The following is a 25908-nucleotide window of genomic DNA, read 5'->3' on the forward strand; positions in this document are numbered from 1 at the left end:
CTCGGAGCATACACAAGCAATTGCCCGGACCAAACTGCTGCTGATCAATAAATCGCCAAATTTTTCGGCTGCCGATGCCGCTGAAAATGCTCACGGCACGCCCCGCCAACGCCTGCAGCCGATGACTGACCAGTCGTCCTTCGCGTAACTTTCATCGGTTAAAGCAAAGCGGGGTTTGCCCGGTGTGTCGCGGCCCCCTAGAATGCCCCGATGCGCGATGATCTCTCCCTTCTGCTGAACTCCCTCAACGATGCCCAACGTCAGGCCGTAGCGGCCCCCGTGGGTCGTCAGTTGGTCCTGGCCGGTGCTGGTTCCGGTAAAACCCGAGTGCTGGTGCACCGTATCGCCTGGTTGATCCAGGTCGAAAACGCCTCGCCCCACTCCATCCTGTCGGTGACCTTCACCAACAAGGCCGCTGCCGAGATGCGCCAGCGCATCGAGCAGCTTATGGGTATCAACCCGGCCGGCATGTGGGTCGGCACCTTCCACGGCCTGGCGCACCGCTTGTTGCGGGCACACTGGCAGGAAGCGGGCCTAAGCCAGACCTTCCAGATTCTCGACAGCGATGACCAGCAGCGGCTGGTCAAGCGGGTGATCCGCGAGCTCGGCCTGGACGAACAGCGCTGGCCGGCCCGTCAGGCCCAATGGTTCATCAACGGCCAGAAAGACGAAGGCCTGCGCCCGCAACACATCCAGGCCAGCGGCGACCTGTTCCTGGCGACCATGCGCGGCATCTATGAAGCCTACGAGGCCGCCTGCCTGCGTGCCGGCGTCATCGACTTCTCCGAATTGCTGCTGCGCGCCCTCGATCTGTGGCGTGATCACCCAGGCCTGCTCGCTCACTATCAAAAGCGCTTCCGGCACATCCTGGTGGACGAGTTCCAGGACACCAACGCCGTGCAATACGCCTGGTTGCGCCTACTGGCCAAGGGTGGCGACAGCCTGATGGTCGTAGGCGACGATGACCAGTCGATCTACGGCTGGCGCGGCGCGAAAATCGAGAACATCTACCAGTATTCCGAAGACTTCCCGGACGCCGAAACCATTCGCCTGGAGCAAAACTATCGCTCCACCGCCGGCATCCTGAAAGCTGCCAACGCCCTGATCGCCAATAACACCGGACGCCTGGGCAAAGAGCTGTGGACAGACGGCGGCGAAGGCGAAGCGATCAACCTGTACGCAGCCTTCAACGAACACGACGAAGCACGCTACGTTGTCGAAACTATAGAAAGCGCGCTGAAAACCGGCTTGTCTCGTAGCGATATCGCGATTTTGTACCGCTCCAACGCCCAATCGCGGGTTCTGGAAGAAGCCTTGCTGCGCGAGCGCATTCCCTACCGTATCTATGGCGGCCAGCGCTTCTTCGAACGCGCCGAAATCAAGAACGCCATGGCCTACCTGCGCTTGCTTGAAGGTCGTGGCAACGACGCCGCGCTGGAACGGGTGATCAACGTGCCGGCCCGTGGCATCGGAGAAAAAACCGTCGAAGCGATCCGCGACCATGCGCGCCACAGCGATGTGTCGATGTGGGAAGCGATGCGCCAACTGGTGGCCAACAAAGGCCTGACCGGTCGTGCGGCCGGCGCCCTTGGCGCGTTTATCGAGCTGATCGAGAACCTCGCCGCCAAGTGCATGGAAATGCCACTGCACCTGATGACCCAGACCGTCATCGAGCAGTCGGGGCTGATCGCCTATCACGAAGCGGAAAAAGGCGAGAAAGGCCAGGCCCGGGTAGAAAACCTTGAGGAACTGGTCAGCGCCGCACGCAATTTCGAAAACAGCGAAGAAGACGAAGAGCTGACGCCATTGGCAGCGTTCCTCGGTCACGCATCGCTGGAGGCCGGCGACACCCAGGCCGACGAGCACGAAGACAGCATCCAGTTGATGACCCTGCACAGCGCCAAAGGCCTGGAATTCCCTTACGTGTTCCTGGTGGGCATGGAAGAAGGCCTGTTCCCGCACAAGATGAGCCTGGAAGAACCCGGCCGCCTTGAGGAAGAACGTCGTCTGGCCTACGTAGGCATCACCCGGGCCATGCAGAACCTGGTGATGACCTATGCCGAGACCCGACGCCTCTATGGCAGCGAGACCTACAACAAGGTGTCGCGTTTCGTACGCGAAGTTCCGAAAGGCCTGATTCAGGAGGTGCGGCTGTCCAACAGCGTCAGCCGCCCGTTCGGTGGCAACCAGTCGATGAGTGGCAGCAACCTGTTCAGCGGCAGCGAGATTCCGCAGACCGGCTTCAGCTTGGGCCAGACCGTACGCCACTCGGTGTTTGGCGATGGCGTGATCCTCAACTTCGAAGGCGCCGGGGCCCAGGCCCGGGTGCAGGTGAACTTCAGCGAAGGCAGCAAGTGGCTGATGCTGGGTTACGCCAAGCTGGAAGCTATTTAAGGTCACACTGACAGTTTATCTGTGGAAGCGAGCCTGGCCTTGATTTTGTACGCCACGGGCCAATATCAATCATTGGGATCGATCTCTACGCAGAGCTATCTGTTCCTGCTGTTGTCGGGCCTTGCCACCGGTGCATCGTGGATCTGCTATTTCCCCGCATCGGTGTCATTGGTTTCCCTGCGACGCCAGGCAAGCGTCCTACAAGCCCTGTCCACTCATCTGACAGATCAAAGTCAAAAGGCCTTATTGCACTGACTGGAGCTGAACACGACCTGTCAGGCAAAAGCCCGAAACACTCTGCCGCTAGCCAGTAACACTTCACCTGTGCAACATGGCGCGCGTGCCTTCCACAAATGGGAATTCCCTTTATGAAACGTTTTCTTAGCATCGCCATGGCGTTGTGCATCGGCCTGACGATGAGTCTCGACGTCAATGCCGCCAAGCGCTTCGGTGGTGGCAAAAGCGCAGGCGCTGCGCCGACTCACCAGACCAGCCAGATGGCTCCTTCTTCTCCAGGCATGGGCGGCGCTGCGGCGACCGCTGGTGCTGCCGGTGCCGCTGGCGCTGCCGCCAAGGCTGGTGGCGCTTCGCGCTGGCTCGGCCCGCTCGCCGGTATCGCGGCCGGTGGCCTGCTGGCATCCATGTTCATGGGTGACGGCTTCCAGGGCATGCAGATCTTCGACATCCTGATCATGGCCGTCATTGCGTTCCTGGTCTTCCGCTTTATCGCCGCCCGTCGTCGCAAGCAGCAGGAGCAGTACGCCCCGGCCGGCCACGCGCCGATGCAACGTGAGGCGTTCGAACAAAAGCCCGCCGGTGGTTCAATCTTCGGTGGCTCGGCAGCACCTGTTGCCGCTCGCCCGGTGATCAACGCACCAGCCTGGTTCAACGAAACAAACTTCGTCGAAGCGGCGCGCAATCACTTCCAGTCCCTGCAACAGCACTGGGACGCCAACGAAATGGACAAGATCGCCGAGTTCGTGACCCCGCAAATGCTGGAGTTCCTCAAGCGTGAGCGTGCTGACCTGGGCGACGGTTTCCAGTCCACCTACATTGATAACCTCAATGTACAACTGGACGGCGTGGACGATCGCGCCGACAAGACCATTGCCACCCTGACTTTCACTGGCGTGTCGAAAACCTCGCGTTTCGACCAGGGCGAAGTCTTCAGCGAAAGCTGGAACATGGAACGTGCACAAGGCGAAAACCAGCCTTGGCTGGTAGCTGGTATCCGCCAGAACGGCTGATTCCCTCCAGCGCTTCACTTGCAGTAAACAAAACCCCGGCCTCGGCCGGGGTTTTCTATTTCGCGGTTGCATCTATAGCAAGCTACTGTATAAACCGCCCCATATAAACCGCGCCATACAAGCAAGAGGATCCCGGACGTGGAAGAAATCATCGAACAACTGCGTGAAGCCAACGAACCGGTACCGGTCCCCTTGGAATTGCCCGACGAAGACCTGCTGGTCGAAATCGAAGAACAACTGTTCATCGACATTCCGTTCGTCTTCAGAGAGTTTCTGCTGACCGTCAGCGACGTGGTATACGGCAGCCTGGAACCGGTCACCGTGACTGACCCGCAATCCCACACTTACCTGCCCGACGTTGCCGCCAACGCTTGGGACGCCGGGGTCGATCGCAGCATGATTCCGATCTGCCAGGACGGTGACAATTACTACCTGGTCGAAGAAGACGGCACCGTGGTGCTGTGGTTGGCCGAAGAAGAGCTGCTCGCCGAAGAAACCTGGGAATCGGTATGGCACTGGGCGCGGGACGTCTGGCTGGAAAGCTGATCCAGTCAACGCCGCTGGGTGGTCAATGCCCGGACGACTCCTTGTGATTATCGAGGGTTTCCAGCAACGCCACCTGCATCCGCGTATGCACGCGAATGAACCAGCGCCACAGTAGCGCCGCCACGGCGGCCGCGACTACGGCGATCAGTACCAGCAACTTGTTGGTCGGCAGAATACTGGCCGACAAGGCTGCCAACAGCAAAAAGATCACCAGCAGCGACAGGATCGGGATCACTTCGGCGATTACCCGGCGCACTCGCTGCGTATGGCGCCCGGCCATCTCCGGCTTCACGCCCATTTCCGCCAGCAACATCGACAGTGCCTTTAGCTTGCGGTACGCCGCAATCAAAAAAGGCAGCGATAACAGCAGCGCCCCACCCCAGATCAACGCCTTTTGCCAGCTCGGATCACTGATCCAGCCTTGCAGGTAAGCCGACATGCGTTCGGCGAAGTACGCGCCCGAAAAGAAGATTGCGATCACGAGCGCCAGATTGACTCCCACCTGCAGCAAAATCCTGCGAATCATGGATGCCAGTAACGCGCCCTCACCCTGAGGCTGGATGCTGCGCAGCCATTCGCCATACATCCCCAACACCCGTCCCAGGCGCTCTGGCATGGCGCTGGCAAGCTTGATCGACAATGGATCCGCCGCGCGGATCAGATAGGGCGTCAGCAGGGTCGTGATCACCGAAACTGCCACAGCCACGGGGTACAGAAAGTTACTGGTGACCTGCAACGTCATGCCCAGTGCCGCGATGATGAAAGAGAATTCGCCAATCTGAGAAAGACCCATCCCGACCCGCAGCGAAGTGCGTCCGTCATTGCCGGCGATAAATGCACCGAGGCCGCAGGACAGCATCTTTCCAAGCACCACGGCTACGGTGATTACAGCGATTGGCCAGGCGTACTGAAGCAGGATCGCCGGATCGAGCATCAGCCCGATGGCCACGAAGAAAATCGCACTGAAAAGATCGCGGACCGGTTCAATCAGTCGTTCAATTTTCAGCAGTTGCCGGGATTCCGCCATGATCGCGCCGATCAGGAATGCCCCGAGGACCATGCTGTATTCAAGCTTGACTACCAGCAGGCAGAAGCCAAAACACAGGCCCAGCACCGTGATCAGCAGCATTTCGTTGCTGTCGAATCTGGCGACGTAGGCCAGCAACCGCGGCACCATCAGGATGCCGATGACCAACGCGACGATCATGAACAGCGACAGCTTGCCGACCGTGGAAAACACTTCACCGGAGCTGACCGTGCCGCTGACCGCGATGCTGGACAGCAGCGCGATGATGCCGATGCCCAGGATGTCTTCGACGATCAGCACTCCGAATATCAACTGGGCAAACCGCTCGTTCTTCAGCTTCAGATCATTGAGCGCCTTGACGATGATGGTGGTCGAGGAAATCGCCAGGATCGCGCCGAGGAACAGTGAATCCATGGTGTTCCAGTCGAACCAGCGACCGATCTCGTAGCCGATCCAGATCATCAGCACGATTTCCAGGAATGCCGCGATGAATGCCGTGGCACCGACCTTGAACAACTTGCGCAGGCTGAACTCCAGGCCCAGACAGAACATCAGGAATATCACCCCGAGTTCGGCAAGGGTCTTGATGGTTTCTTCGTCATGGATCAGGCCGAACGGCGGGGTATGCGGGCCAATGATGAACCCGGCGACGATGTATCCCAGCACCACCGGTTGTTTCAGGCGATGGAAGACCACGGTGACCACACCTGCGATCAACATGATCACTGCCAGATCCTGAATGAAACTGATGGCATGCATGGCGTGAGACTCCCTGGCTGGCATTGCTCGATCCCCGGACGCAGGAAATATCTGATCGAGCAGAACAAAAATCGGAATTGCACGTAGGAAATGCCCTTGAGACAGGGCTTTTTGCAGGGTAACACCGCGACTTCTGGCAGAAAGGCGGTGCAATATATGGAAACAGATCGATCCGGCGTGACGGCGACCCTGCACCCGGCGTCCCGATAACTGTTGGTTTGAAAAAGCCACTGAGGCACCCGCAGAGGTGCATCCCTCAAACCTGGCCTTGACCCGTGAGAATGCTATGGAACCCGGAAACGCCCAGCTGTCGATGACGGTATTGATGACCCCCGACATGGCCAACTTCTCTGGCAATGTCCACGGCGGCACCCTGCTCAAATACCTCGACGAAGTGGCCTACGCCTGCGCCAGCCGTTATGCCGGCCGCTATGTGGTGACCCTGTCGGTGGACCAGGTCATTTTCCGCGAGCCGATCCATGTCGGCGAACTGGTGACTTTTCTCGCCTCGGTCAACTACACCGGCAACACCTCCATGGAGGTGGGCATCAAAGTGGTGACCGAGAACATCCGCGAGCGCTCGGTACGTCACACCAACAGTTGCTTCTTCACCATGGTTGCGGTGGATGACCAGCGTAAACCTGCATCGGTACCGCCGCTGCAACCGGACAACAGCGAGAGCAAGCGCCGCTTCATCCAGGCTCAGCAGCGTCGCCAGATTCGTCAAGAGCTGGAAAAGCGTTATCAGGAGATCAAGGGCGACGCTTAAAGCTAAAGATCGCAGCCGGCGGCAGCTCCTACAAGTAGGTCACATTCCCTTGTAGGAGCTGCCGCAGGCTGCGATCTTTCTGCCCAAATCTGATTAAAAACTGATCGAGGTCGCCTCGAACCGCACCCGCGGATGCGCAATCCGATCCTGAGCCCGAACCAGTTCCAACTCGTAGCTGGCACAGGCCTGGGTTTCCAGCAGCACTTCATGCACCGCCGACGCCGCGAACTCGAACGCGGCCACCAGGCTGTCGCCCAACAGCACACGGGCCAGGAACAGGCCGGACGTCAAATCGCCCACGCCCACCGGCTGACGCGGGAACGCCAGCAACGGGCGCTGCAAATGCCAGCCGCCTTCGGCCGTCACCAGCAGCATCTCGAAGACCTCCGCCGGTTTACCGGGGTAGTCCAGATGCTTGACCAGCACCGCTTTCGGACCGCGCACCAGCAATGCACGCGCCATTGCCAGGCAATCGAACAGCGATTGCGGCTTGCGCCCGGAGAAGCTGTCTAGCTCCAATTGGTTCGGGCACATGAAGTCCGCCACGGCGGCAGCCTCTTCCAGCAGGAAATCACTGACTTCCGCCGGAACACTGCAGCCCTTCTCCGGATGCCCCATGACCGGGTCACACAGGTACAGCGCCTTGGGGTTCATCGTCTTGATCCGCTCCACCCCCGTCAGGATCGCCCGGCCCTGGGCCGCACTGCCGAGGTAACCGGAGAGCACCGCATCGCAGTTGCCCAGCTCGCCAATCGCCGCGATGCCTTCGACCAGGTCAGGAATCTGGTGTGGCGCCAGCACTTCACCGGCCCACTGACCGTACTGGGTGTGATTGGAGAACTGCACGGTGTTGAGCGGCCAGACATTCACCCCGACCCGTTGCATCGGGAAAACCGCGGCACTGTTGCCGGCGTGACCGAATACCACGTGGGACTGGATAGCGAGCAAATGCGGTGTACGTTTCATGCGGTGGATTTCCGTAAAACGATTGAAATTCTAGCCGCGCAGTATGCGACTAAACGCAGCCTGTACGACAGACCAGCGACACAGTTAAGCTGACACTATCTTGTTGGAGCACCCTGTTGATGCTGACCCTTGGAAATATATTCGTGCTGATGCTGTTCGCCACTGCCGGCGCATGGCTATGGCACAACCACGGCTTGCGCGAGCGCGCGCTGGAACGGGTCAAGCAGCATTGCGGCAAGCTCGGGATTGAATTGCTAGACGGCAACGTGGCCTTGAAAAGAATCGCCTTCATCAAGGATGCCAGTGGTCGGCGACGCCTGGCCCGTGTGTATAACTTCGAATTCACCGTAACCGGCGAAAGCCGCCACAACGGCACCATCACCCAGTTCGGCGCTCACAGCGCACAGATTGAACTGGCGCCCTACCCGGTCCCGTTCGACGAAACCGAACCAGTGGTCGACGTGGCGAAACCTCGCGCGGAAGTGATCGAGCTGAGTCAGTGGCGTCAGGACCATACCAAGTGGCGGCCTTGAGCCGTTAACCCGATCCGGATCGGCACGCAGCCAGCTCACGCTGCAACTGTTCTGCATTCTGCGCTTCACTGAAAATCAGCTCGATACGCGAATCCTGCCGCCATTCACTGGGTTGCCAGTCCAGCGCCGAGTTATCCACCGCGTTCGCCGAGATCCAGCCGCTGGCACTGTGGATAACCAGCTTCGCCCGCCTCCAGCCAAGGCTTTCAAGCCACCGGCCAACCAGAGCGGCATCAAACACCTGGCTTGGGTGCCAACGCCATCCGATGCTCCAGCCTCCGTCCTGTTCCTGACGCAGGCAAATGGGCAACGCGGGATCGCTCCAGACTGCCGGCAGCTGCGCCAATCCCTTGGGCACGACGAAGTTATCCACACCTGCCCGCGCTTTGGCATTCAACCCCGGCAACTCGCTCAAGGGTAAAGCCGCCTGTTGCGTCCAGCACAGGGGGAGCGGCGGCAATTGCCCGGCGATTCGCTGGCGGATGTCTTCTTCGAGACCTTCAGACTTGTTCAACAGCAGCAGTCCCGCATGGCCCAGCGCTTGCTGCTGAACATCCGGCAGCGGTTTGCCTGCGGCGAGCGCCTGGGCATCCACCACCAGCACACAAGGCTGGACGGCCAACACGCCTTGCCACGGCGCTTCGTTCAATTGCCTGAGCAACTGCGCCGGATGCCCCAGTCCCGAGGGCTCTATGAACAGCCGATCCGGTTGTGCCTTGCGCAACAAGCGCCCAAGACCAATCTGAAACGGTGCACCGTTGACGCAACACAAGCAGCCCCCGGCCACTTCCCCCAGTGCGATACCATCGGCGTCCTGGGTCAGTAGCGCAGCGTCGAGACCGATCTGGCCAAACTCGTTGATCAATACTGCCCACCGCTCGCCAGCCGGGCGCTGGGCCAGCAGGTGCTTGATCAGGCTGGTCTTGCCGGCGCCCAACGGGCCGGCAATGACATGAGTGGGGATATTCTGCAGCATGGTTGATGATTTCTGAGGAGGTGGTGGATGCGGTTGATCGGCTTGTCGTTGCTCCTGGCACTCGTTTCAGGCGAGGCGCTGGCCCAGGCTTGTGTGGTTCACAGCCAGGGCGAGCGGCTTGATGTCCAGGTTTGCCAGCAGAACCGCAACATCCCGCCAAAGCTCTTCGCCGATGGTTTCTGCCAACCAAACCTGGCGGGACAGAAAGTCGATGTGCAGTACGTCGATCAATGCCCCGGCGGCGCATTTGGTATCTGCAGCAACGCCCAAGTCGCCAATATGCCCTACCGACAGGATATTCACTATTACGGCGTTGCCACCGACGCGGCGTATCTGCAGCCATACTGCGAGGCCCGGAGCCAGGGCACCTGGCTCAAGCCTTGAAGCGCCAGTAGTGGATCAGGCGGCTTCTTCGTACCAAGGGCCGAATGGATCAGGCAGCAAACGCCAACCCTCTACGCCCAGCGCCATTTCCTCATCGGTCAGCAGGCATGCGTCCAGCTCAGCCGTGAGTTGCGTGAAGTCGATGTCCTGGCCGATGAACACCAGTTCCTGGCGGCAGTCTCCGCTGTCGGCGGTCCAGTTTTTCATGATCCCGGCGGTACTTTCTTCGTCCTGCGGCCATTGGTTTTTCGGTACAAAGCGCCACCAGCGCCCGGCAAAACCATAGCGCATCAAACCACCGGCCTGAGACCAGCTGCCGGCGTCCATGTGCTTGCTCGCCAGCCAGAAAAAGCCCTTGGAGCGCAGCAGCTTGCCGTTATCCCAAGGACCGTCGATGAAGTTGAAGAAACGCTGCGGATGGAACGGCCGGCGCGCCCGGTAAGCACTGGAAGCAATACCGTATTCCTCGGTTTCCGGCACGTGTTCGCCGCGCAGTTCCTGCAGCCATCCCGGTGCCTGGGCAGCCTTTTCGAAGTCAAAACGACCGGTGTTGAGAATCTTGTTCAAGGGGATTTCACCCATCGCCATCGGAATGATCTCCGCCCGGGCGTTGAGCCGCTCAAGTATCGCGATCAGCTCCTCGCGTTGGTGGCTACTGATCAAGTCGATCTTGCTGAGCAAAATCACATCGGCGAACTCGACCTGCTCGATCAACAGATCGGTAATCGAACGTTCGTCTTCTTCCCCAAGGGTTTCTCCTCGGGAAGCCAGGCTTTCGGCAGCCTGGTAATCGATCAGGAAGTTCATGCCATCGACAACCGTGACCATAGTGTCGAGACGGGCGATGTCGTTGAGGCTTTGGCCGCTTTCATCGCGAAAGGTGAAGGTTTCCGCTACTGGCAGCGGTTCGGAAATACCGGTGGACTCGATCAGCAGATAGTCGAAGCGACCCTCCCTGGCGAGTTGACTCACCTCCTCAAGCAAGTCTTCACGTAACGTACAGCAAATACACCCGTTGCTCATCTCGACCAACCGTTCTTCAGCGCGATTCAGGCTGACATCGCGCTGGACTTCGGTGCCATCGACGTTGATTTCGCTCATATCGTTGACGATGACTGCAACTCGCAACCCATCGCGATTACGTAGTATGTAATTAAGAAGTGTACTTTTTCCGGCGCCTAAAAAGCCGGAGAGAACGGTCACGGGAAGTCGATTGGACATCTGCATATTCCTCACAGGGATGCCCGGTCGCTGTGTCGGGCCTACATAATGTTATACTGTAACAATGCAAATAAACCATCCCCTCTTGCCCGGCAGTGCAAAGGACAGGATGCTGAACGCCGCTCCCCTCGCGAGAAAGCCCATGCGCAACGCCCTTAAATCTGCATTGATCATGCTTTCCCTGCTGGTGGCTGCCGACGCGATGGCACAGGTCCCGACCCTGGCCAAATGCACCCGCAGCGCCAATCTGCTGGCCTGCGTGGATGCGCAGGGCAACGCCTACAGCGTCAACACCGTCGGCAACACCCTTTATCTGCGGGGCTTCGAAACGGCCGGAAAACGCTATTGGGCGCAGACCAACAGCCGCTACGGCCAGCTGACGTTTTTTACCGGTATCGCTTCCGATGGTGAGGCCTGGGTCGGCTACAACCGGCGCGTCGGCTGGACCACGATCAACCGGTTTTCCAGCTCCGGAGGCAGCAGCGCCAGATTCACTTGCAGCCGGATCGCTGGCTGTTAGGCCTCTTTGTTTTTCTGTTGATGGCGTGAAATCAGGCTGAGCATGTGGTGGTTGCGCGTGATGAAAGTCCGTTCATGAAAAAGGCATCGCCGATTTTATTGTTATACTATAACATGACAAATCAACTCCCACGATGGACCTGCTCATGAATGCGCTGACTCTGCCGGATATCGCCGCGCAGGCCTCACGCCAAGCCCTTCCACTCGAGTGGGTGGGCATGTGCGGCATTGCTCTTCCCGTTTTTTTTGATGGCCAACGATTGAACGTAAAAGCCGATGCCGGCGTTAGCCTCGACGATGGCAACGCGCGCGGCATTCATATGTCACGGCTCTATCTGGCGCTTGAATTGCTGGAGCAGGAAAACCTTTCACCGGTTTTATTGCGGCGGGTTTTGCAGCGCTTTCTTGATAGTCATGAAGGGCTGTCGAGTAGCGCACACCTAAGCATTCACGCCGATTTGTTGCTGAAAAGGCCGGCGCTGATCAGTCCATTGGCCGGCTGGAAAAGCTATCCAGTGACCATCGAAGCGCGCTTGAAAAACGCAATGTTCCACGTGGAACTAAAAATCGACGTGCCTTATTCCTCAACCTGCCCGTGTTCCGCAGCCCTTTCTCGACAGTTGATTCAGCAGCAGTTCATCGATGATTTCGCCAACAAGCCACCGCAACACGCCGACGTTTTAGCCTGGCTCGGCTCCCCGAACGGCATCGTCGCTACCCCCCACAGCCAACGCAGCAGCGCAAAGTTGCGCGTACGGTTGGCCGATTTTTTGGACGAGTTGCCTCTGATCGCCATCATCAACGACGCCGAAGCCGCGCTCGGCACCGCCGTTCAAACAGCGGTAAAGCGCGCCGACGAACAGGCCTTCGCCCTCGCCAACGGTCAGAACCTGATGTTCTGCGAGGACGCCGCACGCCGTTTGAATCAGGCCCTGAAGCGCTCCACAGGTATCAATGCCTTCCATATTCGTGTGACCCACGCCGAAAGCCTGCACGCCCATGACGCTGTAGCCGAAAGCCGTTTCAACTGGGAGCTCGCATGATTGCTTGCCACGCTTTACGTTGGGGCGCACCGGGGCAGCCACTCACGCCAGCGCTGGACCTCGAACTGTCGCAGGGCAGCCTGACCGCCATCATCGGTGCGAACGGCTCCGGGAAAAGCAGCCTGTTGAAGGTCATCGCTGGCCTGCAAAAACCGTTGGCCGGAAAGGTTCGACTGAGTGTTCCACTCAAGCGCAGTGTGTCGTTCCTGCCCCAGCAACAACACCTGGACAGGCAATTTCCGATCAGCCTTCAGGCATTGATTGCCGCCGGTTTCTGGGGCAGCAAACAGTCACCGGAGATCCGTAGCCAACGACTGAAAACCGTCCTTGAAAACTGGTGCCTGAACGGCCTGGAAGATCGACCGTTGATGGCCCTCTCCGGCGGCGAATTGCAACGCGCCCTGCTCGCCCGATTGAGCCTGACCGATGCACCCTTGCTGTTGCTGGATGAACCCCACGCGGCCCTCGATGAAATCGGCCAGGCATTGCTTTGGAAGCACATACACCAATGGCACCTTGAAGGCCGGACACAGGTGGTCGTGTGCCATGACCTCGCCGCTGTCCGCGAGCACATCCCACACACGTTGCAGATCAAAGGCAGCGGTTGCGTATACGGTCCGAGCACCGAACTGATCAGCCAACCACCACAAACGCAGGTGGCCTGATGATCGCTGCCGCGCATCTTTGGCAACCGTTCCACGAGTTCGTGTTCATGCGTCGGGCGCTGCTGGGCGGTTTGCTCCTGGCGTGCAGTACGGCGCCTCTTGGAGTGTTTCTGATCCTCAGGCGCATGAGCCTGATCGGCGATGCGGTCGCCCACGGCATCCTTCCCGGTGCGGCCCTGGGCTTCTGGTTTGCCGGCTTGAGCCTCCCGGCGTTGACCATCGGCGGTCTCGGCGCCGGCCTGAGCATGGCCGGCCTTGCAGCCTGGATTACGCGGCGCACCGGCCTGCGAGAGGACGCCAGCCTCGCGGCGATCTACCCGATTTCCCTGGCCGGTGGCGTACTGATTCTCGGCATCGCCGGCAAACGCCTGGACCTGTTGCACCTGTTATTTGGCTCGGCGCTGGCGGTCGACGGCCCGACCTTGACCGGCATGCTTTGGGTCTCGGGCCTGAGCCTGATGGCCATGGCATTGATCTACAAACCACTACTGCTCGACACCCTCGACCCGCTTTTTCTGCAAACGGTCAGCCGACTCGGCCCCTTGGCCCACGGCGTATTCCTGACGCTGGTGGTGTTGAATCTGGTCATCGGTTTCCAGGCGATCGGCGCGTTGATGGTGGTCGGCCTGATGATGCTGCCTGCCGCCGCGGCGCGCTTCTGGAGTCGTCGTCTGCCGGTGCTGATCGTCGTCGCCGCCTTGCTCGGCAGCCTCTCGGTGTGGCTCGGTTTATTGATCTCGTTCTATTACTCGCTGCCCAGTGGCCCGGCAATCGTGCTGGTGGCCGGCGGCGGGTATCTGCTGTCCGTTGTGTTCGGGCCGGTGCACGGCTTGCTGCGCCGCCCGCCTTTGCTCACATCCCAATGAGGTGTTACCCGATGCGCGCTTTACTCGTGCTGCTCAGCTTGATGGTGTCGATGTCGCTGTCTGCCGCCGAAAAACTCCAGGTGGTCACCAGCTTCAGCATCCTTGCCGACATGACCCGCCAGGTCGGCAAGGAGCATATCCAGATCACCAACATGGTCGGCCCGGACGCGGATGCCCATACCTACGAGCCGACACCGGACGACGCCAAAGCGCTGCTCAAGGCCAGGCTCATCATCAAGAACGGCCTGGGTTTCGAGCCCTGGCTGGATCGCCTGGTAACGAGCACAGAGACCCGGGTGCCAGTCATCAGCGCAAGCCACGGCGTCATCCCGCGTAGCCTGGATGAAGACGGCGCAACCGTTCCTGATCCGCACGCCTGGCATAACCTGGCGAACACCGAACTGTACATCGCCAACATTACCAAGGCGCTGATTGCCGCCGACCCGGCGAACGCCGCCGATTATGAGCGCAACAGCCAGGTGTACCTGAAACAGGTCTATGCCCTGCTCGCCGAAGCCAAGGCCAAGCTCGGTTCACTGCCACCGGGCAACCGCAAGATCGTCACGTCCCATGATGCCTTCGGTTATCTCGGCCAAGCCTACGGCATCGAGTTCATGGCGCCTCAAGGCCTGTCCACCGAGCGCGAACCTTCAGCCGCCGAAGTGGCCGCACTGATCACCCAGATTCGTCAGGCCAAGGTCAAGGCGGTGTTCATGGAAAACATCAAGGACGCGCGCCTGCTCAAGCAGATCGCGGATGAAAGCGGCGCGCAGATCGGCGGCACGCTGTACTCCGATGCTCTGGCGGCAAGCGGTCCGGCCAGCACCTTCACCGGGTTGTTCGAGTACAACCTCAACACCCTGTACAACGCGTTGAGCAAGCCATGATCCGCAAGAACCCTTCCGGAGATTTACCGCTGATTGCCGAGTCGGCCTACGTCGACAAGACGGCGATCATCTGCGGCAAAGTGGTGATCGGCGAGAACGTGTTCGTCGGGCCCTACGCGGTGATCCGCGCAGACGAAGTCGATGACTCAGGCGACATGCAGCCGATCACCATCGGTGCCAACTCGAACATCCAGGACGGCGTGGTGATCCATTCCAAATCCGGTGCGGCGGTGACCATTGGCGAGTTCAGTTCCATCGCCCACCGCTCGATCGTGCATGGTCCCTGCATCGTGGGCAATCGAGTGTTCATCGGCTTCAACAGCGTACTGTTCAACTGTGTGGTCGGTGACGGTTGCGTGGTGCGGCACAACTCGGTGGTGGACGGTCGTGACCTGCCTGAAGCCTTCTACGTGCCCTCCACCACGCGGATTGGCCCCAACACCGACCTCTCGCAATACCCGCCGGTAAGTGTCAGTGCCTCGGAGTTTTCCGAAGACGTGGCGCGCACCAACGTCGATCTGGTGCGCGGCTACAAAGCCCTGCAAAACGAGTTCTGACGCGGGTGGCCAAAAACAGTCATCGTGTCAGGACAAATTGCCTGGCACGACAAACGTCTTAATGTTTACCCCAACGGTTTATGCGATAACGCTCGTTAGAAGCACTGAGTACGCCGACCATGATCCAGATCACCCTGCCCGATGGTTCATTGCGTGAATACGACCAGCCACTGTCCGTGCACGAGATGGCCGCCAGCATCGGTCCCGAACTGGCCAGCGCAGCCGTAGCGGGTCGAGTCAATGGTGTATTGGTGGACTGCGAATACCTGATCGAGGCGGATGCCCGCGTCAGCATTGTCACGCCCCGGGAGCCGGATGGCCTGGAGATCCTGCGCCGCTCCTGCGCGTTGATGCTGGCCATGGCGGTCAAGCAACTGCACCCTCATGCGCAAATGCGTGCGGGAAAGGAATTGGGTGACGGTTTCTTTTACGAGTTCACAGTCGAGCAACCGCTGACCCCGGCAGACCTGCCCCTCATCGAAGCGCGCATGCAGTCACTGGCAGCGACCAATCACTCGATCCGTCGACGGCCGGCGCGCGAAGCAGTGCCGCTGTACCGTCTGGGGGACACCGAGTACCAAAGTCACGGACCGCACGTCCCCACCACCAAAGTCTTGCAGGCCTTTGCCCTCGATCACATCAGCGGCACGTTACAGCAACGGATCTACGGCACCTGCTGGTCCAGCCATCAGGAACTGCAACACTGGCGCGTTCCACCCCATGTGGTCGTCGTGAGCATGGATGACCGCCAGGCGACTTATGCCCAAGCGGTGACCGAGTCCTTGCGCCAAAAAGGCGTGCGCGCCAAGGCCGATCTGCGAAACGAAAAAGTCCGCTACAAGATTCGCCAGCACAGCCAGACCGTGCCGTACCTGGTCGTGGTTGGTGAAAAGGAACAGGCTGGGGGGTTTGTCAGTGTGCGCAGCCGCACGGGGGAGGATTTTGGCCGGATGGCTGTCGAGGCGGCGTGTGAGTGGTTGAGTCGGCCGGGGATCTAGGGAGGCTGGGTGGACGCCTTCGTCGGATCGACGCCCGGAGCAAGCGGGCTTGCTCCGGGCGGCGATCCGACGAAGCTTTTAAGCTCTCGGCTTCACAGTGCCACAATCCTGCCCCAACCAGACGGCGCGGGATTCGAGGCTGCCCTTCTGCTGAATGCCGGTGGCGTTGAACGTCCCGTTGACCTTAGTGGTGAATTCGCGATCACTGAGGAACGTCGCCACGCCGGCACCCTGGGCTCTCGGGCAACTGAAACGGAATTTCCACTGATTGCCGGAGCGGTCGGTGATTTCCTGTTTGCAGCCAGACTGCGGATCGGTCAGCGGGATGTTGTCGGTCTTGACCTGCTCAGGGGTCAGGCACGCCCGGATCCCTTTTCCGCCCATGGTGATGCCCTGCTTTTCCAGTTGGGCGCGCTGCTCAGGGGTCATCTGGCTCTGGATCTGGCCGAGGATCAATTGCAGGTCCGGCATATTCTGCTCGTCGACCTTCATGTTGCTCGTGGTCATCTCCCACAATCCTGGTTGCAGCATTTGCGCGTGAGCCGCCACAGGAAGTGCCAAACCCAGTGCCATGGCCAAACCCAGCAGACGAACGTTCATCGAGTAACTCCTGATCAGTAGTGGCCGTTAGACGTCAGCCGCAAGCTTCGGTTCATGGGCGAATTAATTAGCGACATTCTGCACGGAACATGGTCTGTTAAGCACTGAATCTTCAGGAGCAAGGCAGCCCCCATGGATTATTTCGGACCGCATATTTTCGGTTATACCATCGCCCTGTTGCACTCGCTGGGCATGATCGCGGCCATACATGCTGTGTTGACCGTCCGTACCGCCCAAGGCTCGATCGCCTGGGCCCTGTCGCTGTTTTTCATCCCTTACCTCACGCTGATCCCGTACCTGATGTTCGGCCGCAGCACCTTTGATGGCTATATCAAGGCGCGGCGGCAGGCCAACGAGGAGATGCGCAAGGCCGTTTCCGAACTCAACTGGCGACCCTGGGTAGAAGAAGCCCTCACCGCCCGTGCTTCTTCTGCCTACGCCTCACTCAGAGCGATGCCCAAGCTCGGACACATGCCCTGCCTGGCCAATAACCAGACGCGGCTGTTGATCAACGGCCAGGCGACATTCGACGCCATTTTTGATGCCATCAGCCAGGCCAAAGAAGCCGTGCTGATCCAGTTTTTCATCGTCCACGACGACCGCCTAGGCCAACTCCTGCAGACTTTGCTGTTGAAGAAAGCCGCCGAAGGCGTGGCGATCTACCTGTTGTATGACCGAATCGGCAGCCACTCCCTGCCCAACGGGTACGTGCAGGCTTTGCGTGATGGCGGAGTCGAGGTCAAGGCTTTTGGCCCCCGTAGTGGCTGGTTCAATCGCTTTCAGGTGAACTTCCGCAACCATCGCAAGATAGTGGTCGTAGACGGCATTCTCGGCTTCGTCGGCGGGCACAACGTCGGTGATGAATACATGGGCGAAAAACCGCCCCTGGCCCCCTGGCGCGATACCCACGTGCAAGTGCGCGGGCCAGTGGTGGCGTGCATGCAGGAGTCTTTCGCTGAAGACTGGTTCTGGGTGGCTCATGCCCTGCCGCCACTGATCCTGCCCGAGGTTTACCCGGAAGACGGCGTGCTGTGCCAGTTGCTCGCCAGCGGCCCGGCAGACGCCTACGAAACCTGCTCTCTGTTCTTTGTCGAAGCGATCCATGCGGCGACGGAACGGGTCTGGATCACCAGCCCGTACTTCATCCCCGATGAAGCCGTGTTCGCAGCGTTGCGCCTGGCGGTGCTGCGGGGTGTGGATGTACGGCTGCTGTTGCCGTCTCGACCCGACCACCGAATCGTCTACGCCGCCTCCAGCCTCTACGCCTTCGAAGCCGTGCGCGCCGGTGTGCGGGTGTTCCGTTACGAGCCCGGATTCCTGCACCAGAAAGTGGTGTTGATCGACAGCGAAATCAGCGCCATCGGCAGCGCCAACCTGGACAACCGGTCGTTCCGGCTGAATTTTGAAGTGATGCTGCTGACCGTCGACCGCGCCTTTGCCGCCGAGGTGGAACAGATGCTCAACGATGATTTCGCCAACGCCCACGAAATTGCCAAAGGAGAAGGCCGGGAGACCCACCGCCTGCAGCAGGTCGGCATGCGGGTCGCCCGGCTTATTTCGCCGGTTCTCTAGAGGTAGATATCGTCACGGGTCCATGGCAGTTCATGACTGCCATCGGCGTGGGCCTTCACCGCGAGAATCTGGTGCAGGTTGATCCAGCCCCGGGCAAACGCGTAAGCGCAACCGGCCAGGTACAGCCGCCAGATACGCAGGGCTTGTTCCGGTACGAGTTTGGACGCCGCTTCGAGGTTGTCCTCCAGGCGCTCGCTCCAGTGATCGAGCGTGCGTGCGTAGTGCAGGCGCAAGCTTTCGACGTCGACGATCTCCAGCCCGGCCTCACTGATCTCGGCAGAGATCATTGAAAGGTGCGGCAGTTCGCCGTTGGGGAATACGTATTTCTCGATGAATTCGCCGGCACCGCGTCCCACCGGACGGCCATCGGTGTATTTGGCGGTGATCCCGTGATTCATCACCAGGCCGCCCTCTTTCACCGCACCGAACAGGGTCTTGCAGTACTCCGCCAGATTGGCGTGGCCGACGTGTTCGAACATGCCGACGCTGACAACCTTGTCGAAACGGCCATCCTGCGGCAGATCGCGATAGTCGAGCAGTTGCAGTTCGACCAGATCCTCCAGGCCCTCCGCTTTTACGCGTTCCCGGGCCAGGGCCAACTGCTCCTTGCTGAGGGTGATACCGAACACTTTCGCGCCAAACTCCCGCGCCGCATAACGCGCCAATCCGCCCCACCCGCAACCCACATCCAGCAGATATTCGCCGGGCTGCAGGCGCAGCTTGCGGCACAAATGACGGAACTTGGCTTGCTGGGCCTGCTCGAGGCTTTCGCTGCCGGTCTCGAAGTAAGCGCAGGAATACGCCATATCGCTGTCGAGCCACAGTTGATAGAACGCGTTGGAAAGGTCGTAGTGGTAGGAAATCGCCTTGGCGTCAGTCTCTTTGTCATGTGCACTACGGACAGGCTTGTTGTCGTCGTCTTCGTCCAGCAACGCCTGGCTCCATTCATCGCAGACGCGGATCACTTCGCTGATGGAGCCTTCGAGTTCCAGTTTGCCTTCGACAAACGCAGCACCGAGGGCGTCCAGGCTTGGATGGGTAAACTGGGTGACCATTTGTGGATCCTTGACCACAATCGTGACGCTGGGCGCCGGTCCCAGATTGAGTTCATGACCATCCCAGAGTCTCAGGCGAAGCGGTAATTGCAGATTCTGTAAGGCCGGTGGAAGTTGCGCGAGCATGGAAATTCCCCTTGTTTCAGACGTCTGATCAGAGGGTAGACCATCTTTGAAAAATAGCTGGCTATCGAATTAACAGCCGTTTTCAATGATTCGCGAAGCCCACACCTGCCGCCGCGAACGCACAAAAAGATGTGCCCTCATTTCCAATGACTACGAACCGGGCGCACAGTTCTAAAAAAGATTAAGCACCGTGATCACCCGGTTTAGAGCATTCGCATTCAGGCTTCGTCCTTGAGCTTGAGCAACGGCTCCTGAAACCGCAGCAAACGACCGGCGTTGCCCAACACCAGCAAGGTGCTGAGGTTATGCAGCAGCGCCGCAATCATCGCCCCGGCAGCGCCGAGCCAGCCAAACGCGGCGAAGGCCACGATAGCCAGGGTCCAGCCCAGACCGATGACCACATTCACCTGTAATGTCTGGCGGCACTGACGACTCAGGCGCACGCAGGTGCCGAGGCGGCGCAGGTCACTGCCGATCAGCACGATGTCCGCCGATGCCAGGGCGATGTCCGCACCGCCCGCGCCCATGGCCACACCCACCACGCCAGCCTTGAGGGCCAGGGAGTCGTTGATGCCATCTCCGACCACCATCGGCCGGAAACCGCTGTCGATTTCTTTCAGCACGCGGTTGAGTTTGTCTTCGGGCAGGGCTTGCGCTTCGACGTCACTGATCCCGACATCCCGAGCGAGCGTTTGCGCGACGCTGTGGCGGTCACCGGTGAGCAACAACTGGCGACCCAAGCCCAATTCACGCAACTCACCCAAGGCAAACTGCGCCTCGGGTTTGACGCTGTCGGCCAACAACAGCCAGGCGAGGAATTCACCATTGAGCGCCAACCCGGCAATCGGACCGTCATGATCGGGAACCGCCGTTGTGCTGATGCCCAGTTGCGCAAACAACTCCGGCCGACCGAGCGCCGCTTTGCCCTGCCCGGTCATCGCCACCACACCCAGGCCCTGGCGCTCATGAATGTTGGAAAGCAGCAGGAAATGCTCCTGGGTCACCAACCCCGCGAGCGCACGACTGACCGGGTGACTGCTGGCCGAACCGAGGCTGGCAGCGAGCGTGAGGACATGGCTGCGATCCTCCAGCGGGCTGTCGATGGATTGCAGGCGCAAGGTGCCGAAGGTCAGCGTCCCGGTCTTGTCGACCACCAGCGAAGTCAGGTCCGCCAACTCTTCGAGGAACGCAGAACTGCGGATCAGAATCCCGTGGCGTGCCGCTACCGCCACCCCGGCAATCGCCGTCGCCGGTGCCGACAACACCAGCGCACAAGGACAGGCCGCCACCAACACGGCGAGCATCGCTTGAGCGTTGTTGGTGATAAACCAGGTCACCGCCGCCAGCAGCAACACCAGCACCATATAGCTGCCGGCGTAACGCTCCAGCAGACGAGTGATCGGCGGTTTCGAGCGCTCGGCGTTTTGCATCAGGGCGATGACTTTGCCGAGGGTCGACTCCTGGCCGGTGCGGGTCACCTCGATCCGCAGCAAACCGTCGAGGTTGATCGCGCCACCGAACACCGACATGCCGACGCCCGCCTCCATCGGTACCGATTCGCCAGTAATGGATGCGGTGTCCAGACTGGCCTGACCGGACAATACCCGACCATCCGCCGGCACCCGGTCCCCCGCGCGGACTTCAATCAGGTCGCCGGCCTTGAGCGTGCCGTTGTCGACTTCGATGACGGAGCCGTCCGCCTGAACCTTGCGCGCGTGACTGCGGGTCAGTTTGCCGAGGGCGTGAATCGCCTCCTGGGAACCGATCACGCTGCGCTCCTCCAGCACGTGACCGAAGATCATAATGATCGGCAACAGAGCCGCCGTCAGCAGATCCCCGGTGGCCCAGGCACCCAGCATGGACAGCGCGATCAATTGATCGGTGATGCCATGCAAGCTTGGATAGCGCAGGCTGTACCAGGCCGAGCGCATGACCGGCACGGCGACCAACAACGAGGCAAACCCCAGCAGCAGTTGACTGACGCCGGTCTGTTCCGGCGCCAGCCAGCGCCAGATCAAGCCCAGCGCGAGCAGGCCCAATGCAAGCATGGCCAGGGTCAACTGGCGCGCGGCGCGGCGCTGTTCTGCCGAAGACAACAGGCTCGGTGCAGCGGCGATTTGAGCAGTCATTGTGCAGCTCCCTGAATGATCAGGCGGGAATCGTCTTTGGGATCGACCGTCGTGACCGAACCGGCCTGACCAAGAATTTTCGGCATCCGCTCGCGATAGATGCGCAGCAGCATTTGCGGGTCAGTGCCCTGTTGTTGCGCCTTGGCCAGGCTCAATACCGTGGCCGTGTCGGTGGATGCTTTGGCCAATCGCTCACTGGCCTGGGCATGGGCGACTTGCAGTGTTCTGTCGGCTTGCTCGTTGGCGGTTTGCGTCAGCTTTTCGGCTTCGGTACGCGCATTGGCCACGGCTTTGTCGGCCTGCTGACTCGCTGTGAGTACCGCATTGAAGGCATTGACCGCCGGGCTTGGCAGACTCGATTGCACATCGACCCGCGCCACTTCGATCCCCAGTCCCTGCCCCGTCGCGGTGAGTTCGGCCAGCCGTTGATTGATGCCCTGTACCAGATCGCCTCGTAAGCGCTCGCGTCGCTCCGCCGCCTGACTGTCAGCGCCGATCAATTCCGGGCGAGCGACCAGGATAGTGTCCAGATCCCGTGCGGCGCTGAGTGCCACAGCGCTACGGGTGACCAAGCGATCCAATGCGGGCAACACATGTTCGCCTTGAAGCACAAAGGCGTAAGGTTCGGTGACTTTGTAGAAAACCCGCACATCGAGTTGCACGACACCGGCATCACCCGTTAGCAGATAGCCGGAGCCTGCGAGGGCATCGCTGATGGGCGTGGCAAAACTGGCCACGCGATCTGCCTGCATCGCGGCACCACTGCGCAACAAACCTTCCACCCGACGCTCGATCACCCGATCCGCCGCTGGCAACAAAATCACCTGCTCGAACGGTTGCGGCCAGGCCAACAACAGCCCGGCATTCTGAATGCGATCCAGCGCGCCGAAATGCAAAACCACTGCGCGATTCTGCGGGTCGATCTGCCGCACATTGGAAAACGCCCACGCCAATGCCGCCAACACCGTTACCGCATACAAGGCCAGAAACGCCAAGCGCCCGGCCTGAATCCAAGGGCTGCTCAACTCATTTGTTCCACGTGGAACCAAACTCATGGCTGCGATCCGGATTTGTTGTCGAGGCTTGGCGGACCGTCAACCAACACCCGGAACGGTGCGGCGTCGGTGCGCAAAATCAGCTTGGTCCCAGGCGTCACCACCGTGCCCAAAGTGTCGAGCGAGCGCAGCAGGTTGTAGAGCTGCGGCGACCCCGCGTAGGCGCGACCGTAAATCTGCGCCGCTTCCACCCGCGATTGCGCTTCGATATCTGCCGCTTTCACGGTGGCATCAGCCTGCACAATTCGCGCATCGCGCTCGGCGGCGGAACGAATTTGCGCGGCCTCGCGCTTGCCGATGGCCGTGCGCTCAGTGGCGATGGTTTCACGCTCGGCGCGCATCCGGTCGACCGTCGCAGTGAGCGTCACCGAAGGCAGCGTCAATCGTTCGATGCCGACCTGCAACACGCGCACGCCATACGTGGTGAGCAGCTGCTGATCGATTTGCTTGCACAGTTGTGTTTCGAAATCGGCGATGCGCACTTGGCTGGCATCGGTATTGACCAGGCTCGCCAGATCAAAACTGCTGGCAGTGGTTTCCAGTGCGGAGCCGACAAAGGTACGAATCTGCCGCGCGGCTTCATCAGGCTGGTTCTGCACCGCGCGCATGAAACGTTGCACATTGTCCGGATCGCCCTGCACCTGCCAAGCCACGTAGGCCTGAACAATGATTCGCAAACCGTCCCGGGTGCCGACATCCTGCAAACCGCTGGACGTGGTGCGCAGCCGTAGATCCACCGGGATTGCCGCCTCGAACGGTGCCGGCCAGCGCCAACCCAGGCCGGGCTCCAGCAAGACTCGCGATGGATTGCCGAAGCGTGTGATCACTGTGGCTTCCCCCGAACGCACCTGAACCACGCTTGCAGCGGCGACCGCAAACGCCACCAGCAATGCCGCCCAACCCATCCGACGCCATGGGAATGGACCAGCCTCCTGAGGATCGCCGTGGTGATGGTGATGACCGTGGTGGTGATGCCCACCATGACCGTGATCGTGTCCGGCGTGGTCATCGTGATCGTGCGTATGGGACTGGCTCAATTGGCAGCTCCTGGCTGAGCGGTTTTACGCGACGGCGCAGGGTCAACCGGCAGCGTGAAAGTACGGAGGTCGATGGTCGGCGCGTTGCTGCTGCCGCCTAGACGATGATCGAGCACCAGCAACTTGGCGTTGGCCAAACCCTGGGACAACTGACTGAAATACTGCTCCAGCAAGAAGGCCTGGCCAGCGCTGGCATAGGCTTTTTGTTCAGCGTTGAATTTCAGGTTCGCGGCCTCGGCACCAGCATTGATTTCTCGGGCGCTGGCCGTCGCCTGATCGTGGGCAATACTGGCCTGCAACTGAGCCTGATTGATGGCCTCGGCAGCGGCGCCGTGTTCTCGGGCGATCAAGGCTTGCGCGCCAATCTGCGCCGCTTGCACGCCGTGATAGGCATTGGCTGCACCGGCCGGAGGATGAATCGCCTCGACCACCGTGGCGAGAATTTCCACGCCGCTGTCGAGTTTTTGCAAGTCAGCCTGGACGGCGCGGCCGATTTCTTCGGCCAGCCCTACCCTGTCCTCGCCAAGCAAACCGTCGAGTGTGCGCGAGGCGAAGTCGTGAACCAGGATTCGGCTGGCGGTGCTGCGAATCAACATCGGCACATCGGCACTGTTATAGGTTGCGGCCAATGCCGCCTGATCGCTCAGCCCGATGCGATAGACGAATCTCACATCCATGTTGACGATCTGAAAGCTCTGCTTGTCGGCTCGGCTGCTGGCGATCACCTGGGATTTATCGTTCACATGGCTGGCGTCCCAGAGGCGATTGGCGATTGTCGGGGCCGGGCCTTCCGCAGGGTCTGCCTGAGCAGGGGCCGTGGTTTCTCCAACACTGGTAGCCAACTCGTGAACCACGCCATTCTCGACGCTCAACACCCGGCCCAATGGCCAAGGTAGACCCATGTGCAAACCTGGGCCGAACACCTCCACTGGCTTGCCGAATCGCTCGTAGATGCCACGCCCTTGCAGGGCAATCTCGTGAATGCCGGTCAGCGACCAGCCAACCAGCGACACCACCGCTAACACCGGCAGGAACGCCCGACGCATGTAAGTGAAGGCCCAGATCTGTCGCAGGTCGATGCCGAAGCGGTTATGCAATTCGTGCTGCAACGCCAGCAATGGCTGTGGTGGCCAGCGCAGCATGTCGGCGACAAAACTGCGCGCCAACAGCTCCGGCTCAAGGCGGTCCCGGCGCGGGCTGAACAGTGACAACACCGCGCGCAGCAACAGTTCTGCCGCCACCAGCCCCGGCAGCAGTCCGATCAACACCGCCAGGCGTACAGGCCATACCGAGGTTTCATCGGCAAACAACAGACAAAAAGCACCGAGCACCAGGCTGATGATCGCCACACGAGTCAATTGCGCCAACGCAGCGGCTTCAGGCCATTGCGCGGTGTTTTCCTGAGCCAGATGGCGCTCCATCACCAACAGGCCGAATGCCAACAGTAAGGAGCACGCTGCCCCGACAGTGGCCGACAGGCCCAGCGCTGCCGGAGGCAACGCGAGGTTCCAGGCCTGTTCCACGCCCAATAGCGCCAACAATGCCCAGCCGCCAAGCCACAGCGTCGGCGCGCCGATTTGCCCCAGCAGGTGCTGCGATTGCTGGCTGATCCGGTCCAGCAAACGCTCATACCACCCCGAAGGCGCGACAGACTCGTCGACAACGACCACCGGCACTTCGGGATTCATCGCCAGCGCACGCCACTCGGTTACCCACCAGGCCGATTGCAAACCGGCCATCAGCACCACAGACGCCGCGCTCAGGTTCAGCAGCAACGCCGGCCACAGTGTTTGCGTCGAAAACAGCCCGGCAAACAGCGCCAGCAACACACCCACCGACGCGAGTACGCCCGCACCGATGGCGAACTGGCGCAAACGCCGCCCTTGAATGAACGCCTGCTGAAAGCGCGGCAACCCGGCTAACGGCGCTTGATCAACATCGAGATCGACTTGCATACCACTCCAGAGTGTCTTCGCT

At 60.3% G+C, this 25908-nt stretch carries 24 protein-coding genes and 1 pseudogene; 15 read left to right on the top strand and 10 right to left on the bottom strand.

What is annotated here, in order from left to right; translation table 11 throughout:
* Positions 1 to 210 precede the first annotated feature (210 nt).
* From uvrD to ACM6G4_RS09780, 4 genes and pseudogenes are all read left to right on the top strand, one after another.
* The gene (uvrD, locus tag ACM6G4_RS09765) at positions 211 to 2394 is read left to right on the top strand and encodes a DNA helicase II (RefSeq protein WP_056726810.1); all 2184 of its coding nucleotides are present in this window, start codon (positions 211 to 213) and stop codon (positions 2392 to 2394) included.
* 21 nt (positions 2395 to 2415) lie between these two features.
* Positions 2416 to 2553, top strand: a pseudogene (locus ACM6G4_RS09770) (EamA family transporter); the annotation flags it as partial.
* 209 nt (positions 2554 to 2762) lie between these two features.
* Positions 2763 to 3641, top strand: coding sequence for a Tim44 domain-containing protein (locus ACM6G4_RS09775; protein ID WP_056726809.1), 879 nt, complete (start codon positions 2763 to 2765; stop codon positions 3639 to 3641).
* Between the two features lie 138 nt (positions 3642 to 3779).
* Positions 3780 to 4187 carry an SMI1/KNR4 family protein gene (locus tag ACM6G4_RS09780; protein ID WP_019694340.1) on the top strand — a complete coding sequence of 136 codons (408 nt, stop codon included), beginning with the start codon at positions 3780 to 3782 and terminating at the stop codon, positions 4185 to 4187.
* A 22-nt stretch (positions 4188 to 4209) separates the two neighbouring features.
* Here ACM6G4_RS09780 and ACM6G4_RS09785 read toward each other — a convergent pair whose 3' ends face one another.
* The gene (locus tag ACM6G4_RS09785) at positions 4210 to 5973 is read right to left on the bottom strand and encodes a cation:proton antiporter (protein ID WP_414913567.1); all 1764 of its coding nucleotides are present in this window, start codon (positions 5971 to 5973) and stop codon (positions 4210 to 4212) included.
* 286 nt (positions 5974 to 6259) lie between these two features.
* On the opposite strand from ACM6G4_RS09785, the gene ACM6G4_RS09790 reads away from it, so the two are divergent.
* Complete coding sequence (locus ACM6G4_RS09790) at positions 6260 to 6742, top strand: acyl-CoA thioesterase (protein WP_056726807.1); 483 nt, start codon at positions 6260 to 6262, stop codon at positions 6740 to 6742.
* A 93-nt stretch (positions 6743 to 6835) separates the two neighbouring features.
* On the opposite strand, the gene pdxY is transcribed toward ACM6G4_RS09790, so the two are convergent.
* A complete protein-coding gene (gene pdxY / locus ACM6G4_RS09795; protein WP_414913568.1) occupies positions 6836 to 7708 on the bottom strand; it encodes a pyridoxal kinase PdxY in 873 nt (290 codons plus the stop codon).
* A gap of 119 nt (positions 7709 to 7827) precedes the next feature.
* Between pdxY and ACM6G4_RS09800 the strand changes: the two genes are divergently transcribed.
* Positions 7828 to 8241: a DUF3301 domain-containing protein gene (locus ACM6G4_RS09800; protein ID WP_056726805.1), complete on the top strand. Its 414-nt coding sequence runs from the start codon at positions 7828 to 7830 to the stop codon at positions 8239 to 8241.
* A 4-nt stretch (positions 8242 to 8245) separates the two neighbouring features.
* Here the strand turns inward: ACM6G4_RS09800 and ACM6G4_RS09805 are convergent, their stop codons facing one another.
* Complete coding sequence (locus tag ACM6G4_RS09805) at positions 8246 to 9217, bottom strand: CobW family GTP-binding protein (RefSeq protein WP_056726804.1); 972 nt, start codon at positions 9215 to 9217, stop codon at positions 8246 to 8248.
* A gap of 27 nt (positions 9218 to 9244) precedes the next feature.
* Here ACM6G4_RS09805 and ACM6G4_RS09810 point away from each other — a divergent pair, with 27 nt between their 5' ends.
* On the top strand, positions 9245 to 9601 hold the full coding sequence (locus ACM6G4_RS09810; protein WP_414913569.1) for an NADH:ubiquinone oxidoreductase: 357 nt from the start codon (positions 9245 to 9247) through the stop codon (positions 9599 to 9601).
* Positions 9602 to 9616: 15 nt separating this feature from the next.
* Here the strand turns inward: ACM6G4_RS09810 and zigA are convergent, their stop codons facing one another.
* Positions 9617 to 10822: a zinc metallochaperone GTPase ZigA gene (zigA, locus tag ACM6G4_RS09815; RefSeq protein WP_414913570.1), complete on the bottom strand. Its 1206-nt coding sequence runs from the start codon at positions 10820 to 10822 to the stop codon at positions 9617 to 9619.
* Between the two features lie 142 nt (positions 10823 to 10964).
* On the opposite strand from zigA, the gene ACM6G4_RS09820 reads away from it, so the two are divergent.
* The 7 genes from ACM6G4_RS09820 (at position 10965) to ACM6G4_RS09850 (ending at position 16357) form a co-directional block, all read left to right on the top strand.
* Positions 10965 to 11342: a glutamine synthetase gene (locus ACM6G4_RS09820; protein ID WP_414913571.1), complete on the top strand. Its 378-nt coding sequence runs from the start codon at positions 10965 to 10967 to the stop codon at positions 11340 to 11342.
* Between the two features lie 145 nt (positions 11343 to 11487).
* Complete coding sequence (gene folE2 / locus ACM6G4_RS09825; RefSeq protein ID WP_414913572.1) at positions 11488 to 12384, top strand: GTP cyclohydrolase FolE2; 897 nt, start codon at positions 11488 to 11490, stop codon at positions 12382 to 12384.
* Complete coding sequence (locus ACM6G4_RS09830) at positions 12381 to 13049, top strand: metal ABC transporter ATP-binding protein (RefSeq protein ID WP_414913573.1); 669 nt, start codon at positions 12381 to 12383, stop codon at positions 13047 to 13049. Before folE2 ends, ACM6G4_RS09830 begins: the two co-directional genes overlap by 4 nt.
* The gene (locus ACM6G4_RS09835) at positions 13049 to 13915 is read left to right on the top strand and encodes a metal ABC transporter permease (RefSeq protein ID WP_223443685.1); all 867 of its coding nucleotides are present in this window, start codon (positions 13049 to 13051) and stop codon (positions 13913 to 13915) included. Before ACM6G4_RS09830 ends, ACM6G4_RS09835 begins: the two co-directional genes overlap by 1 nt.
* 11 nt (positions 13916 to 13926) lie before the next feature.
* On the top strand, positions 13927 to 14802 hold the full coding sequence (locus ACM6G4_RS09840; RefSeq protein WP_414913574.1) for a metal ABC transporter substrate-binding protein: 876 nt from the start codon (positions 13927 to 13929) through the stop codon (positions 14800 to 14802).
* Positions 14799 to 15359: a carbonate dehydratase gene (locus tag ACM6G4_RS09845; RefSeq protein WP_056726798.1), complete on the top strand. Its 561-nt coding sequence runs from the start codon at positions 14799 to 14801 to the stop codon at positions 15357 to 15359. The genes ACM6G4_RS09840 and ACM6G4_RS09845 overlap by 4 nt, the downstream gene beginning before the upstream one ends.
* A 119-nt stretch (positions 15360 to 15478) precedes the next feature.
* Entirely contained in the window at positions 15479 to 16357 is an 879-nt protein-coding gene (locus ACM6G4_RS09850; protein ID WP_414913575.1) for a His/Gly/Thr/Pro-type tRNA ligase C-terminal domain-containing protein, read from the top strand.
* Between the two features lie 78 nt (positions 16358 to 16435).
* Here ACM6G4_RS09850 and ACM6G4_RS09855 read toward each other — a convergent pair whose 3' ends face one another.
* Entirely contained in the window at positions 16436 to 16957 is a 522-nt protein-coding gene (locus ACM6G4_RS09855) for a DUF3617 domain-containing protein (protein ID WP_056726796.1), read from the bottom strand.
* A gap of 132 nt (positions 16958 to 17089) precedes the next feature.
* On the opposite strand from ACM6G4_RS09855, the gene cls reads away from it, so the two are divergent.
* Positions 17090 to 18529 (top strand): cardiolipin synthase, encoded by a 1440-nt coding sequence (cls, locus tag ACM6G4_RS09860; protein ID WP_056726795.1) that lies wholly within the window; start codon positions 17090 to 17092, stop codon positions 18527 to 18529.
* Here cls and cfaB read toward each other — a convergent pair.
* The 5 genes from cfaB to hflK (ACM6G4_RS09885) all read right to left on the bottom strand — a co-directional run bounded on the left by cfaB (position 18526) and on the right by hflK (ACM6G4_RS09885) (position 25886).
* Positions 18526 to 19710, bottom strand: coding sequence for a C17 cyclopropane fatty acid synthase CfaB (gene cfaB, locus ACM6G4_RS09865; protein WP_414913576.1), 1185 nt, complete (start codon positions 19708 to 19710; stop codon positions 18526 to 18528). The genes cls and cfaB overlap by 4 nt on opposite strands.
* Before the next feature lie 218 nt (positions 19711 to 19928).
* The gene (locus ACM6G4_RS09870) at positions 19929 to 21839 is read right to left on the bottom strand and encodes a heavy metal translocating P-type ATPase (RefSeq protein WP_414913577.1); all 1911 of its coding nucleotides are present in this window, start codon (positions 21837 to 21839) and stop codon (positions 19929 to 19931) included.
* The gene (gene hflK, locus ACM6G4_RS09875; protein WP_056726792.1) at positions 21836 to 22894 is read right to left on the bottom strand and encodes a protease modulator HflK; all 1059 of its coding nucleotides are present in this window, start codon (positions 22892 to 22894) and stop codon (positions 21836 to 21838) included. The genes ACM6G4_RS09870 and hflK (ACM6G4_RS09875) overlap by 4 nt, the downstream gene beginning before the upstream one ends.
* Positions 22891 to 23931, bottom strand: a complete 1041-nt coding sequence (gene hflC, locus ACM6G4_RS09880) for a protease modulator HflC (RefSeq protein WP_414913578.1) — start codon at positions 23929 to 23931, stop codon at positions 22891 to 22893. The genes hflK (ACM6G4_RS09875) and hflC overlap by 4 nt, the downstream gene beginning before the upstream one ends.
* Positions 23928 to 25886, bottom strand: a complete 1959-nt coding sequence (hflK, locus tag ACM6G4_RS09885; protein WP_414913579.1) for a protease modulator HflK — start codon at positions 25884 to 25886, stop codon at positions 23928 to 23930. Before hflK (ACM6G4_RS09885) ends, hflC begins: the two co-directional genes overlap by 4 nt.
* Between the last annotated feature and the right edge of the window lie 22 nt (positions 25887 to 25908).

Origin of the sequence: Pseudomonas sp. IT-P258 (genome assembly GCF_949767825.1) — a bacterium.
GTDB classification, from domain to species: Bacteria; Pseudomonadota; Gammaproteobacteria; order Pseudomonadales; family Pseudomonadaceae; genus Aquipseudomonas; species Aquipseudomonas monachiensis.

Coding starts and splice junctions, on each gene's coding strand:
- uvrD (WP_056726810.1), top strand. CDS start 211: ATGCGCGATGATCTCTCCCTTCTGCTGAACTCCCTCAACGATGCCCAA.
- ACM6G4_RS09775 (WP_056726809.1), top strand. CDS start 2,763: ATGAAACGTTTTCTTAGCATCGCCATGGCGTTGTGCATCGGCCTGACG.
- ACM6G4_RS09785 (WP_414913567.1), bottom strand. CDS start 5,973: ATGCATGCCATCAGTTTCATTCAGGATCTGGCAGTGATCATGTTGATC.
- ACM6G4_RS09790 (WP_056726807.1), top strand. CDS start 6,260: ATGGAACCCGGAAACGCCCAGCTGTCGATGACGGTATTGATGACCCCC.
- pdxY (WP_414913568.1), bottom strand. CDS start 7,708: ATGAAACGTACACCGCATTTGCTCGCTATCCAGTCCCACGTGGTATTC.
- ACM6G4_RS09800 (WP_056726805.1), top strand. CDS start 7,828: ATGCTGACCCTTGGAAATATATTCGTGCTGATGCTGTTCGCCACTGCC.
- ACM6G4_RS09805 (WP_056726804.1), bottom strand. CDS start 9,217: ATGCTGCAGAATATCCCCACTCATGTCATTGCCGGCCCGTTGGGCGCC.
- ACM6G4_RS09810 (WP_414913569.1), top strand. CDS start 9,245: ATGCGGTTGATCGGCTTGTCGTTGCTCCTGGCACTCGTTTCAGGCGAG.
- zigA (WP_414913570.1), bottom strand. CDS start 10,822: ATGTCCAATCGACTTCCCGTGACCGTTCTCTCCGGCTTTTTAGGCGCC.
- ACM6G4_RS09820 (WP_414913571.1), top strand. CDS start 10,965: ATGCGCAACGCCCTTAAATCTGCATTGATCATGCTTTCCCTGCTGGTG.
- folE2 (WP_414913572.1), top strand. CDS start 11,488: ATGAATGCGCTGACTCTGCCGGATATCGCCGCGCAGGCCTCACGCCAA.
- ACM6G4_RS09830 (WP_414913573.1), top strand. CDS start 12,381: ATGATTGCTTGCCACGCTTTACGTTGGGGCGCACCGGGGCAGCCACTC.
- ACM6G4_RS09835 (WP_223443685.1), top strand. CDS start 13,049: ATGATCGCTGCCGCGCATCTTTGGCAACCGTTCCACGAGTTCGTGTTC.
- ACM6G4_RS09840 (WP_414913574.1), top strand. CDS start 13,927: ATGCGCGCTTTACTCGTGCTGCTCAGCTTGATGGTGTCGATGTCGCTG.
- ACM6G4_RS09845 (WP_056726798.1), top strand. CDS start 14,799: ATGATCCGCAAGAACCCTTCCGGAGATTTACCGCTGATTGCCGAGTCG.
- ACM6G4_RS09850 (WP_414913575.1), top strand. CDS start 15,479: ATGATCCAGATCACCCTGCCCGATGGTTCATTGCGTGAATACGACCAG.
- ACM6G4_RS09855 (WP_056726796.1), bottom strand. CDS start 16,957: ATGAACGTTCGTCTGCTGGGTTTGGCCATGGCACTGGGTTTGGCACTT.
- cls (WP_056726795.1), top strand. CDS start 17,090: ATGGATTATTTCGGACCGCATATTTTCGGTTATACCATCGCCCTGTTG.
- cfaB (WP_414913576.1), bottom strand. CDS start 19,710: ATGCTCGCGCAACTTCCACCGGCCTTACAGAATCTGCAATTACCGCTT.
- ACM6G4_RS09870 (WP_414913577.1), bottom strand. CDS start 21,839: ATGACTGCTCAAATCGCCGCTGCACCGAGCCTGTTGTCTTCGGCAGAA.
- hflK (WP_056726792.1), bottom strand. CDS start 22,894: ATGAGTTTGGTTCCACGTGGAACAAATGAGTTGAGCAGCCCTTGGATT.
- hflK (WP_414913579.1), bottom strand. CDS start 25,886: ATGCAAGTCGATCTCGATGTTGATCAAGCGCCGTTAGCCGGGTTGCCG.